Source organism: Gardnerella sp. C0684A1 (assembly GCF_055326835.1).
This window is the reverse complement of the sequence record NZ_JBLTSX010000005.1, coordinates 158,150-171,829: the sequence shown is the minus strand read 5'-3', so window position 1 is coordinate 171,829 and position 13,680 is coordinate 158,150. Positions and strand designations below refer to the sequence as shown.

Sequence of the window (13,680 nt, the reverse complement as noted above, 5' to 3'; positions counted from 1 at the left end):
GTTCTGCGCGAGTGTCCCATTCTGCCTGTTTTAAGACACTAGCGCAGATTGCGTTCTGCGCGAGTGTCCCATTCTGCCTGTTTTAAGACACTAGCGCAGATTGCGTTCTGCGCGAGTGTCCCATTCTGCTTGTTTTAAGACACTAGCGCAGATTGCGTTCTGCGCGAGTGTCCCTTGATTTGTGCTTAGCAAATCAAAATCAGCTAAGTCGCAGATTGTAAAGTGGCAAAATCTCCTGATTCATGTCAAACGGCATTCCCTCAAGATTCTTCACCTTCGCAGTCACAACGCGGTAGTTAAACAGCCAATCAGCCGGAGCATCTTCACTTACGATTTTCGCAGCTTTTGCAAGAAGTTTCTCGGACTCATCCTTATTGGCACTAAGCATAGCCTTCGCATACAAATCCTGAACCTGCTTATTGTCGTAACCGTAGTAATATGTAGGATCCGCCCACTGCCCAAAATCGTGGCTTTCATTGTGATCAACCATCGACAAATCATACTGCTTATTCTTATAAACATCCTGCAGCCATGTAGTAAACTCAACAACATTAACTTTCAAGTCGATTCCCACAGGCTTAAGTTGTGAGCGCAACTGATCACCAATCTGCGTACCGTAAATATTCGGGTAAGTAAGCGAAAGCTGTAACGGATGAGACTCGTCAAAACCAGCCTTCTTCATAAGTTCTTTAGCTCGATCAACATTGTGCGGATACAGATTAGTCAAATCCTCATAACCAGGGTCTAGAGAAGGAATAGGACCGCCCAACGGAACGTCAGTACCACCACGGGACGCAATTATTTGCTTATGATCAATAGCGTAACGAATCGCCTCACGCACGCGCTTATCCTTAGTGCGCTCGCCCTTCATATTCATAGCTAAAACAAACTTGTCAGTACCATTTCCAGCATGAACATCGTAGTGAGCAGCATCATCTTTAAACGGTTTAGCTAGTTGACCAGAAATAGGAGCTAAAGCTTGCACAGAGCCGGAAGAAAGCGCGTCTATTGCAGCGTTATCATCTACAAAATAGCGAACTACAATCTTTGCTGTTTTCGCAGGATGAATACCTTTATAACGAGGATTTGCTTTTAAAACTACACGATCGTTAGGCACGAACTTGTCGACTAAGTATGGGCCTGAACCAACAGCCTGAGTTTTAGCATCATACTTAGCGTTTCTGTCAAACACTAAACCGGATCGGCTGCATAAAGCCCACAGGAGTTTAGCATTTGGCTCCTTAAGAGTGATCTCAAACGTGTAATCATCTTTTGCCTTAGCTGACTCAACTTTGCCAACCATATTCGATCCGCGATACTTTTTTGAAACAAGCTCGTTAAATGACCATTCTGCGTCTTTTGCAGTTAGCTTATGTCCGTTAGAAAATAGTGAGTCTTTGCGAAGATGGAATGTGTAGCGTAAGCCGTCTTTACTTATTTCCCAGCTTTTTGCCAAGGAAGGTGAGACTTGGTTTTTAGCATCTCGCGCAACCAAACCCTCGTACACGTTGCCGATAAGCAACTGATCGAGCGAAGATCCAGATTGGTTGCGAATATCTAAGTTCGTAGGAGCTAACTTTAAGCCGATTGAAACGGTTTTATAAGACATTGCCGATGATGAATTTGATTTATTCGATTTTGGAGTAAGAGTTGCAAATATTGCACTAAATACTGCTATTACAACAATTACTAAGCTGAGCATCCACATTTTGCCGATCTTATGTTTAGAACGAGCAGAAGATGATTTTTCAGCGGAATTTAACGAAGAATCGGTACTAGAGTCAAAAGAAGCTACTCTACTAGCTTCGTTTTTATTTTTACCAGAGACTATTTTGGTCGCGTCGTTTTCTTCGTACGCGCCTTTCTCGGGTTTTGTGTTACCCATACCATAAACCTTTCTTAATGGTATTAATATTAAATTGTTATGTGCTTTTTTAATTTTTAGTAGCTCAACGCTTGATTACGCACTTAACGCAAGTCGCCGGCTGTACTAATCGTAACGTATACGCAAGCCAGGCTCACCGTATTTTTGTATAAAGAATTAAGTAAAAATTTGTATACTTTTGATTAATTGGTTTCATAGCGGTTCCGCAGTAGTTTTCGCAATAGATTCAGCAGCAGTTTCGCAATAGATTCACAAAATTGTCCAAAATTGTAATGTTTATAAAGTATATATCCTACGAATGTGGTTAAATTCCAACAGAACATAAACCTGAAAACGTCTTGCATTGACTTAGCACAATTCTTGCAATTAATGCGCAAAATAAGTGCGTTTATCAGATTTTAATATACAAACAGGTTAAAGCGAGGAATGATGTCTGAAAACTTGAATACTGCAGCAACCGTGAACGAATCTTCGGATCCGCAGAACAAAAGCGGCGAAGATCGCACGGCTTTGAACCGTCAGCTTGCTCAAATGCTTAAAGGCGGCGTGATTATGGACGTCACCACACCTGAGCAGGCGCGAATTGCTGAAGATTCTGGAGCTTGCGCAGTTATGGCTTTGGAACGTATTCCTGCTGATATTCGCGCAGCCGGCGGCGTTTCTCGTATGAGCGATCCAGCAATGATTCACGGAATTCAAGAGGCTGTGTCTATTCCTGTTATGGCAAAATGCCGTATTGGCCACTTTGTTGAAGCTCAGGTGCTTGAGGCTATTGAGATCGACTACATTGACGAAAGCGAAGTACTTTCCCCAGCAGACGATGTATACCATATTAATAAGCGCGATTTTGCTGTGCCTTTCGTTTGCGGTGCTAAGGATTTGGGCGAGGCTTTGCGCAGAATTAACGAAGGCGCTTCAATGATTCGCACTAAGGGCGAGCCTGGAACTGGCGACGTGATTCAGGCTGTGCGCCACATGCGCATGATGAATTCCGCAATTCGTAAGCTTACAAGCATGCGCGAGGATGAGCTTTTTGAGGAAGCTAAGAATTTGCGCGTTCCTTTTGAACTCGTAAAGTACGTTGCACAAAACGGCAAGCTTCCTGTTGTTAACTTCGCTGCTGGCGGTGTTGCTACCCCAGCTGACGCTGCTTTGATGATGCAGCTTGGTGCTGAAGGCGTGTTCGTTGGCTCCGGCATCTTTAAGTCTGGAGACCCAGCAAAGCGCGCCGCTGCAATCGTTAAGGCCGTGACCAACTACAAGGACGCTAAGATGATTGCTAAGCTTTCCGAGAATTTGGGCGAAGCAATGGTTGGCATTAACGAGCAGGAAATCAAGCTTTTGATGGCTGAGCGCGGCGAGTGATTAAGGCAAGTGATTGAGGCGAATGATTTTGACAGACTCACCTATCAATACTGGTAACTCCACTGCTGGTAACTCCGCTCACACTGTAGCAGTTTTAGCTGTTCAGGGTGCTTTTCTTGAGCATCGCTTAATGCTTGAGAAACTTGGCGCGAGGGTCATAGAGCTTAGGCAGGCGCGCGATTTAGAGCAGTCTTTTGACCGTTTAGTGTTGCCGGGAGGCGAAAGCACCGTGCAAGCTAAGCTTCTTCGCGAGCAGAATATGCTCGAGCCTTTGCGCGAGAGAATTGCAGGCGGAATGCCTGTTCTTGGCACTTGCGCAGGCTTGATTTTGCTTGCAAAGAACGTGAAAGGTAACGAAGTTAACGGCTTCGGTACTTTAGACGTAACAGTTAAGCGCAATGCTTATGGCCGCCAGCTTGGAAGCTTCCACTGCGAAGCTGAGTTTGGCGAGCTTGGCAAGGTGCCGATGACATTTATTCGCGCGCCTTACATTGCAGAGGTCGGCTCTAATGCTGAGGTTCTCGCAACTGTTAACGGTCACGTTGTTGCAGCGCGCCAAGGTAACCAAATCGGCACGTCCTTCCACCCAGAGCTTGACGACGATACGCGAATCCACCAGCTTTTCCTGAATCTGTAATCTGATTCGTAAGCGCACCGATACAAAAAGCCTTCGCAGTAACAATATCTGCGGAGGCTTTTTGATTACAGACCCTAACGCAGCGCGACGACTGCGCGAAGGTCTGATAATCTCCAACCAGAGACCCTAACGCAGAGCGCCATCTGCACCAGTGTCTCAAAACAAGCAAAATGAGACACTAACGCAGAACGCAATCTGCACGAAGAACGAAAAAACGCTGTTACGCGTTCCTCGCGCAGAACGCAATCTGCAATAACAACACACTTTTTAACGCAGACGTCAAAAAGTCATCAAAATACAAAAGTTTTTAACGCAGACGTCAAAAACTTTGAATTTTATGTAATTTGCACAGTAAACGTATACATGCACGACAAACGTAATGCAATCGTAATACATTGTAAAACGTTTATAGCATATTGTATAACAGTGCAACACATTGTAGAATGTAATAAAAGTTGATATATGAATATAAAAAAGCTAAAAAACAAATCAAAATTAAACAAAATTAACGAGTCAAGAAAACTAACGCGCTTATAGAAGCAAAAATTATAAGTATAAAATCAAGGAGCATATTATGGCAATCAGCGCAACCGCAACCCCAGCAGCAGCGAAAACCGCAGCGAAAACCGCAAACATCAACGTGCGCGTCACCAAAGATGTTAAAGCACAGGCAGAAGAATTATTCGCCAGCTTCGGCATAACTCTTAGCGAAGCAATCAACATGTTCTTACACAAATCACTTATGGTAGAAGGACTCCCCTTCGACTTAAAACAGCCAAAATACAATAAAGAAACAATCGCCGCGTTTAAGGAAGCAAATGATATTCTATCCGGAAAAGTTCCAGCAAAACGCTATAACTCAGTATCCGAGATGATGGATGACGTTTTTAAGGAAGATTAATTATGCTTACTTTAACATACACTTCACAGTTTAAAAAAGACATGAAGCGAATCAGAAAGCGCGGATACGATACACATCTTGTTAATATACTACTTGAGAAGTTGCGCAACGAAGAGATTCTTGACGAAACGTACCAAGATCATCCTCTTAAAGGAAAATATTTAGGCTTCCGTGAATGCCATGTAAAATCAGACTGGCTATTGATTTACATAATTAAGGAAAACGAACTTGTTCTAACAGCATCTCGCACGGGAACGCACTCCGATGTATTCAATGAGTAGCGCTCCGACCTGCTTGAGCGCTGCGATTTAGCGCGCGAAGGCAGGGCAGGGTTATGTGGCTGTGAGAGATAGGAATTACTTGTCTCGCAGCGCTACGCTCTTATACCTCATTTGGTCTAGTGGCTAGGTAGTTAAGTTTAGTTTTTTGCTTACTTTTTCTGCATAAACAGTTATTCATCAAAAAGATTATTACTATCGCTCCGCTTTTATATTGCTCGACCAAGCAATTCCTATCTCTCACTACTAATAAAACCGCTAGTGTTTTGCGTGCTTTCCGAAGGTGGAATTGTCGCTTCGGAATCGAGCAAAGAAGCCGGTTGCTGCGCTTACAGCGGTTTTAAGCATCGAGCCACTTACAACAGAATGCGCGAAGCAGTGCTTAGCACCAGAGGCAACATCGAGCGCGCCGCCGCCAAAAGCCTTCGCGAACCCAGTCAAAGCAGTGCCAGAGAGCACAGACGCAACCCATCCATGACGACCAAACGCCCCAGCAACAGCGAACATTGAGAACAGTCCAATCGACAAGAACGTGAACATAACAGCCGACTGGCCACCAGTATGCGGCAAAGGCACTGGCTTAACAAAAGTCTCCAAATAGTACATTGTGTTGAAGAACGCTAAAGGAGACTTTGGGTCACTAACAGGCACATCACCATTTTCACCTTCTCCAAGTTCCGTCCACGTGCAGCTATCTCCACTGCCAGTTGGACTCTTAAACATGATTTTATAAGTATTGCCCTGTCCGCCTTCAGATTTTTCTTTAGCGTTGTCTTCATTCTCGCTATCTCTTACAGATCTCGATTCTCTTGCGGATCGCAATTCCTTTACACGCGATTTCAACTTCTTTACACGCGATTTCAACTTTGCACTACGCGAGTCACCATTATCGTCGCCACCTTCATCTCCACCTGGTTCATCACCACCTGGTTCATCACCACCTGGTTCATCACCACCTGGTTCATCACCACCTGGTTCCTCAGTACTAGGTTCCTTGCCAGATTGAGAATCTATAGCACTTCTAAACTTTGAAGCGAAACTATTTTTTACCACTCTGTACGCATAATCCTGCGATTTTTCGTTCTTTTGCCTCTTTAAAGTACCCGAATTATACAGCGCAGGAACATAGTACTTATAAGTAGTGCCACCAGTAGTTCCACCCGAAGCACTGCTATCATCACACTTACATGAATCCATATCGCCAGGCTCCATCAGCTTGGCTTTAACAGGAATGTAGTATTCAATCGTTTTAAGTTTATCATTTTTTGAAATTGTATCTAAAATCGTAACATTATTAGTTACGACTATATTATTGCTTTTAGTTTCATCTTCATCATTTTTGGAGAATATTTCACCCTTAGCAAAATGACCTCCGATAGGATCATCCTTAGAATTATTCTCAAAACCATTAGACTGCAAGTTATTCGCAATCAACGTGCCTTTAAAACCATCAAACATACCATCAACAGAAAAATGAGAATTAGGATCACTAGGTTTTTTAAAGGTCTTATTGCTGAAATCTAATACAAATCCATCTGCTCCAGCACGAGCAAACATGCTATCAAGTTTCGTAACTTTTGAAATAGTCCAATTACTTAAATCAGCATCGCCGGTAAGTTTTTTGCAATCAGAAAACATGCTAGACATGTCCGTAACATTGCCAACATCCCAGCCACTCAATGCACTTATATCAGCCAACTTATCAGTACCTAGAACATTACTGTGGCTGAACATGCTAGACATGTCCGTAACATTGCCAACATTCCAATCTTTTAGGCCTGAAAGACTACTTAAAAGCCCACAGTCACTAAACATGTTACTCATGTTCTCAACACTGCTAACATTCCATTCTTTTAGATTTGAAAGACTCTTTAATACCCCACAACCAGTAAACATGCCAGACATGTCCGTAACATTGCCAACATCCCAGCCACTCAATGCACTTATATCAGCCAACCCTGTTTCGTTTGTAACATGACCACTTTCTTCATCTACATCATAATCGTAGCAATTTCCGAACATGCTGCTCATGTTCGTAACACTGCCAACATTCCAGTTTCCTAAACCGTCAAGTTTATTTAAGTGCTTACAACTGTTGAACATGCTAGACATGTCCTTAACATTACTAACATTCCAGCTACTCAAAGGCTCAAGACTAGTTAAGCCAGTACAACTGCTGAACATGTTACTCATTTTCTTAACACTGCTAACATTCCAACCTTTCAAAGGATCAAGACTAGTAACGCTGCCGCAATTGTAAAACATATAATGCATATCCGTGACCTTGCTCACATCCCAATCTTTCAAAGGCGCAAGATCACTAAAACCGCTGCATTCATAGAACATTCTAAACGTGCTAGTTAATTTGCTTGTACTGCTATTAGTCTTATTCCAATTAGCTAATCCTTTAATACTTTTAAGATGAGTGCACATTGCAAACATGCCATCCATTTTTTCAACGTTACTAACATTCCAATTTTCTAAGCCAACAGTATTTTTGATTTTTTCGCATACTGCGAACATTGCTCTCATGTCTGTAACTTTGCTAACTTTCCAGTTTTTCAAAGGTTCAAGCGAACTAACACTCTTGCAGTATTCGAACATACCGATCATCGATAAGACATTTTTAGTATCCCACTTTTCTAAACCGGTAAAATCATTTAAGCTCGTGCACCCCTCGAACATGCTGTTCATGTTTATAACATTGCTAACATTCCAGTTTTTCAAAGGTCCAAGCGAAGCAATCGCCATCTCACTTGCATATCCGTCTGGATCAAAACTGTCACGTTTATCTTTGTCCTTAATAACAGACGCGAACATGCCAGACATGTTCGTAACATTGCTCACATCCCAGCCACTCAACGCACTTATATAAGTCAATCCTGTTACACCAGTGAACTTACCTTCATCATCGTAGTTACGTTTAGCACAACCGCTGAACATGTTGCTCATGTTCGTAACCTTGCTAACATTCCAGTTTGTCAAACCGCTAATATCACTTAAGCCCGTGCACCCCTCAAACATGCTTTGCATATTTGTAACATTGCTCACATCCCAACCACGCAAACTGTTAAGATCAGTTAACGAGGAATTCTTAAACAGATAGGACATGTCTGTAACATTACTTGTATCAAACCTGTCGGCGCCATCAATAAAACTAATATTTTTCCCCGAAAAAAGACCCACATCATTCTTTGATAAACTACCGTACGCATACACATATGCATTCGAAAAATTAACTGAGCCACTATCACCGAGATTTGAAATTTCTTGTCGAATACTATCAAAATTACTAATTGGTGCATCAGCACTAATAGCACACTTGCTTCCACTACCAGAGCTAGGGCGGAATCGAATTGAAGCATTAGCGAACACGTCAGTAAATAAATAAGCCTCGCAAGCAGGAAGTTTTTTAACTTTATCTAGGCTTAATTTCTCCATACCACCAGTGCTGCGATCTTTGCCCTTAGCTTTGTTAGCGTCTTTGCTATCTTTTTTAGAATCTTTGTCAGCATTTTTGTCAGATTTGTCAGATTTACCAGATTTTACAGCATCTTTACTAGCATCTTTGCCAGATTTCGAACTCTTTCCAGCAGTATCAGCATCTTTGCCATCATTACCAGCATCTTTGCCAGCATTGCTGTTATCTACAGACCCCTCCCCATTAGATTCATTACCAACTTCCCCATTAGCTGCACTGTTACCTTCTTTTTTATCTACCTCTCTAGCCTTCTTATCTCCTTTATCCCCTTTAACAGTCTCCCCTTTAACTTCTTTACCAGCTCCCCCTTCACCAGCTCCCCCTTCACCCGACTTACTTTGACCCCTATTATTCTCGGCAGCAGCAGCCAAAGCAGCAGCAAACAATGGATTCTTAGTCACTTTGGTATAAACCAACCCAGGCAGTACTGTTACGCTTAAAATCATAGAGACTAAACATAAAACGGCGCCAATTGCCGAAAGAATACGATGTTTCCTACTCTCCTTCATCAATCTTCCTCTCGAATGCGAATAAATCCGCTACAAGCGCATAAACAGGACGCAAAAACAAATGCGCACCCATGAAGGTTCACCGGCGAACGCAACCTTTACACACAACAGTTCATTATTATACTCCTAAATGCGAAAAATCGATATAAAAAATTATGTATAACGAATCCACATAACGAATCCACACAACAGATCTACACAACGAAAATCCACATCAACGCATATTGCGCTTATAAATTTCAGCCATACCTTTGAAAATCAAGTCAGGATCGTAAAAGTCAATCGTTTTCACGTCTTTTTCAAACAATCTACCCAAACCGCCAGTAGCAATTACCTTAAACGGCTCATCAATCTCAATCTTGAACTGCTCTATTGTGCGCTCAATTCCGCCCAAAAAACTGTAGTATAAGCCAGCTTGCATAGCAGGTCTAGTTGATTTTGCAAGAACAGACTTCGGTCGCGCAATTTCAACTTCCGGAAGCTGAGCAGTGTTATCCCACAATGCTGCAGCAGCAGTGCGAATACCGGTGCAAATCAAACCGCATGTAATAGCTCCACTTTTATCAACATAGTTGTATGTAGTAGCAGTGCCAAAATCAATTACGAGCACAGACCCACCGTACTCATTAAACGCACCAACGCAATCAGCCAAACAATCAGCTCCAAGAGAACGCGGCTCGTCAATACGAATATTCATGCCTGTTTTAACACCAGGGCCAACAATCATAGGATCAACATGCAAAAACTTTATAATACTCGCGCGGAATGAGTGCATAACTTTTGGCACTACGGAAGCAACAATAACATCCTCAACATCGCTCACCTTAAATCCGCTTAAATTAAGGAATTGCGTAATCATAATTCCGTACTCGTCGGAAGTGCGATTTGATTTAGTTGTCATGCGGTAGGTTCCAACAATGCGATTGTTTTCCAAAAAACCAAGCACAATATTCGTGTTGCCAATATCGACTGCTAATAACATTTCGCTCTCTTTCCTTAAGTTTTTATAAGCTTACGTAGTTACCTCGATAAATTACCTCGATAAATTAAATTAAATTAACCTACCTCACTACCTACCTACCTCATTACCTCACAATAAATCCCTGATTATACCCGTATTCTCGCAAATCCTTACACCACAAATCTAAACCATCTTTTAGCGTTATCCGTTGCCCCGGACTATCAGGAAGCTTCAACTTACTGCCATCATCTTGCGTAATTCCAGCATCAATCATATCTTGCGTATTCAAACGATCGCGAGACTTACGACTCCAATCGTAAGCTTTGCCAACAGTAGCTCTAAAATCGCTTCTAGCATAAACTTCAAAAGGCAAATATCTGTAGCCCGTATCAACATTACTAGCAACTGAAGCAAAAACTTTATTAAACTCTTGACCCCCAAAATAAGGTATATCAATACCTCTCAAGTCGCGAATTGTAGTTCTTTTCAAGAATGCAGTATTTTTCAATGTCGATACGTCTGCTGGAAAAGCACCACCTTCAACCCTTGTACTAATACCGTCCGCATCGTGACATACGAAATTAACAAATCTCATTGCAGCTTCAGGTTTTCTACTAGACTGCAATATCGATAAAGCAGATCCGCCCATTTCAGCATTTCGCTTTTCGCCATTCATAGTAGGAACAGGCGCAACTCTCCATAAACCGGCCGTTCCCGGTACGTTTTCTAGTAAAAGTGACGGCATCCACGCTCCTGCAAAAACTGAAGCAATTTTACCTGACCCAAGTCCGTCTTTCCATCCTTGAGTCCAAGTGGTAGAACTTGTGTCAATAAGATCTTCATCGATCATTGACTGCCAAAACTCGGTAAATTCTTTAGTTCCTTTATCGTTACTTAAACGGAGAGTAACTGTTTTTCCATCGTGAGATGTTATAAATGGCCTACCGCCTGCAAGCCAAATCATCGCATTGTAAAAACTTGAATCTCCAGAATCGGCCGCAATATACACGCCTATATCTTTAAGCTTACGAGCTGCAGATTTGTAATCTTCCCAAGTGTGTATTTTCGAAACGTCAACACCTGCCTGATTAAATACGTCATCATTGTAAAACCAGGCCATAGGTCCAGAATCCATCGGCAATCCGTATGTGCGTCCACTTAATTGTACAGAAGACCACGTTCCAGGAGTGTAAAAAGTCTGTTCGCTTTGCACACGATCTGTAATATCTAGCAGCTGGCCACTCACAGCGTACTGTGGTAGCGCATAATACTCAAGTTGCACTACGTCTGGCATACCGTAACCATCTTGTATAGCTGTATTTAAATTATTGTAACCACTAGTATCTTTTATAGTTACGCGCACATCTGGGTTGAGTTTTTCAAACTTTTTAGCAAGCAGTTTCATACTTGGTTCCCACGACCACACTGTAATATGAGTACGAGAATCTTGAGAGTCACATGCTGAAGAAGAAAATACTATAGCTAAAACGCAAAGTATTGATAGTACCGTGCGCTTTAGCGAATAGTAGTTTTGCCAAACTCTTTCAGACATTAGATTTTCCGTATACTACTTAGTTACATATTTCTTGCGTTATAAAGTTTTTCACTAATAAATTACTTATATAAATTGCTCAAGTAAATTACTTACACAAATTACTTTGCAATTTACTCTAGTTACTCTAGTTACTCAACTGTTACTGACTTTGCTAGATTACGCGGCTTGTCTACATCGTAACCTTTAAGACCAGCCATATCCATAGCAAAAAGCTGCAACGCAACTACATCAACCAACGGGCTTAGCAAAGTCGGACATTGAGGACGCCAGAATACTATATCTGCATATCTAGCAACATCAGGGTCACCAATTTCCGCAACAGCTATTGTAAAAGCTCCACGCGCTTTAACTTCCTCTATTCCAGAAATTACTTTCGAATGAAGCACGTCTCTTCCACGCGACGACGGAACTATTACCACTACCGGCTCACCCTCGTCAACCAACGCAATAGGACCATGCTTTAACTCACCTGCAGCAAAACCTTCTGTGAAAGTATATGCTATTTCCTTAAGCTTAAGAGCACCTTCCATTGCCACAGGGTATCCTACATGACGTCCTAAGAATAAGAACGATTTTGCGTCTAAAGTATGTTGTGCGGCTTTCATGATTGAGTCGCTTTGAGTATCAAGAACATGCTGAATTTTATCAGGCATTTCTTTAAGCTGTTCAACAATTTGCTGAATTTCGTCGCGATACATTGTGCCTTTAACTTGCGCTAAATAAAGACCGAGCATGTACGCTGCCACGATTTGCGCAACAAAAGCTTTTGTTGAAGCTACAGCAATTTCAGGACCTGCATGAGTGTAAAGCACAGCATCTGATTCTCTAGGAATACTTGAACCTTGCGTATTGCAAATCGCAAGCACACGACTACCCTGCTCGCGCGCGTGACGCAACGCCATAAGAGTATCCATTGTCTCGCCAGACTGCGAAATTGCTACGACTAAAGTTCTATGCGTTAAAATTGGGTCTCTGTATCTAAATTCGTGAGCTAACTCAACTTCAACCGGCACACGCACCCAATGTTCAATAGCATATTTCGCAACTAAACCTGCATAACTTGCAGTTCCGCAAGCAACTACAATAATTTTGTCAACTGATCGAAGAACATCTTGTTTAATATGAACTTCGTCGAGAACAATATTACCTTTTGCATCGAAACGTCCACGTAAAGTATCTGCTACAGCATGCGGATCTTCATGAATTTCCTTGTCCATGAATGAATCCCAGCCGCCTTTTTCAACAGCAGATGCATCCCAGTCAACTGTAAAACAAGTAGGGTTTTTAATTATATTTCCGTCAAAATCAGTTAGCAGAAGACTTGCTTTACCGCTATTTTCCACGTCTCCTATGCATACTGCCTGATCTTGACCGACTTCTAGAACTTTATCAGTGTATGCAACGAAAGCTGCAACATCAGAGCCTAGGAAATATTCTCCTTCTCCAAGACCAACTACTAGAGGAGAATCGTGACGTACTGCAGCAACAATATTCGGCTGACGAACATCTACAGCTAGCAGCGTAAAAGCTCCTTTAAGCATTTTTGCTGTACGACGAAGAGCTGTAAATAAGTCTGGTTTTCCTGTTTCGTCTATTATTTCGTTCGCAATTTTGCCAAGTAATTTAGCAGCAACTTCCGTATCTGTTTGCGATAAAAACTCGTAGCCTTCCTCATGCAATTGTTCTTTTAACATAACGGCATTTTCGATAATACCGTTGTGTATAAGAGCAATTTTTCCGTCTTCGCTTGTATGAGGATGTGCGTTTTCGTCGCACGGAGCACCATTAGTAGCCCAACGAGTATGACCGATTGCAGCGCTAGATTCTGGCATTGGATTAGCTTTAATATCTTCTCTTAAAACAGCTAATCTTCCTGCCTTTTTGCGCACGGCTGTAATATCCATTCCGGGAGCAACCAATGCTACGCCTGAAGAATCATAACCGCGATACTCTAAACGTTCTAATCCGCCTAAACAAACTTCTAAAGGCTTTGAGCAAACTTTCCCAAAACCTGCGTATCCTACAATGCCACACATAATCTTCTATTGTACGTTATATGAGCGAGCGCACGCCAGAGAAGCGAATAAAAACTGTACAAAGCTACAAAT

General features: G+C 42.1%; 9 protein-coding genes. 4 read left to right on the top strand and 5 right to left on the bottom strand.

All coding sequences use genetic code 11. The annotated features are described in order from the left end of the window. Positions 1 to 199: 199 nt before the first annotated feature. Positions 200 to 1,885, bottom strand: coding sequence for an ABC transporter substrate-binding protein (locus ACNEUN_RS05820; protein ID WP_427877273.1), 1,686 nt, complete (start codon positions 1,883 to 1,885; stop codon positions 200 to 202). 429 nt (positions 1,886 to 2,314) lie between these two features. Between ACNEUN_RS05820 and pdxS the strand changes: the two genes are divergently transcribed. From pdxS to ACNEUN_RS05800, 4 genes are all read left to right on the top strand, one after another. Then, positions 2,315 to 3,250, top strand: coding sequence for a pyridoxal 5'-phosphate synthase lyase subunit PdxS (pdxS, locus tag ACNEUN_RS05815; protein ID WP_427877582.1), 936 nt, complete (start codon positions 2,315 to 2,317; stop codon positions 3,248 to 3,250). Between the two features lie 22 nt (positions 3,251 to 3,272). Further along, positions 3,273 to 3,887 carry a pyridoxal 5'-phosphate synthase glutaminase subunit PdxT gene (pdxT, locus tag ACNEUN_RS05810; protein ID WP_463631448.1) on the top strand — a complete coding sequence of 205 codons (615 nt, stop codon included), beginning with the start codon at positions 3,273 to 3,275 and terminating at the stop codon, positions 3,885 to 3,887. A 574-nt stretch (positions 3,888 to 4,461) separates the two neighbouring features. Further along, positions 4,462 to 4,788 (top strand): type II toxin-antitoxin system RelB/DinJ family antitoxin, encoded by a 327-nt coding sequence (locus ACNEUN_RS05805; RefSeq protein ID WP_463631446.1) that lies wholly within the window; start codon positions 4,462 to 4,464, stop codon positions 4,786 to 4,788. Between the two features lie 2 nt (positions 4,789 to 4,790). Continuing rightward, entirely contained in the window at positions 4,791 to 5,069 is a 279-nt protein-coding gene (locus ACNEUN_RS05800; RefSeq protein WP_004108415.1) for a type II toxin-antitoxin system YafQ family toxin, read from the top strand. A 255-nt stretch (positions 5,070 to 5,324) separates the two neighbouring features. On the opposite strand, the gene ACNEUN_RS05795 is transcribed toward ACNEUN_RS05800, so the two are convergent. The 4 genes from ACNEUN_RS05795 to glmS all read right to left on the bottom strand — a co-directional run bounded on the left by ACNEUN_RS05795 (position 5,325) and on the right by glmS (position 13,608). Beyond that, positions 5,325 to 9,056 (bottom strand): BspA family leucine-rich repeat surface protein, encoded by a 3,732-nt coding sequence (locus ACNEUN_RS05795; RefSeq protein ID WP_463631444.1) that lies wholly within the window; start codon positions 9,054 to 9,056, stop codon positions 5,325 to 5,327. A gap of 214 nt (positions 9,057 to 9,270) precedes the next feature. After that, entirely contained in the window at positions 9,271 to 10,038 is a 768-nt protein-coding gene (locus ACNEUN_RS05790; RefSeq protein WP_463631442.1) for a type III pantothenate kinase, read from the bottom strand. Positions 10,039 to 10,141: 103 nt separating this feature from the next. Beyond that, entirely contained in the window at positions 10,142 to 11,569 is a 1,428-nt protein-coding gene (locus tag ACNEUN_RS05785; RefSeq protein WP_463631440.1) for an ABC transporter substrate-binding protein, read from the bottom strand. 131 nt (positions 11,570 to 11,700) lie between these two features. Next, entirely contained in the window at positions 11,701 to 13,608 is a 1,908-nt protein-coding gene (gene glmS / locus ACNEUN_RS05780; protein WP_427877284.1) for a glutamine--fructose-6-phosphate transaminase (isomerizing), read from the bottom strand. Between the last annotated feature and the right edge of the window lie 72 nt (positions 13,609 to 13,680).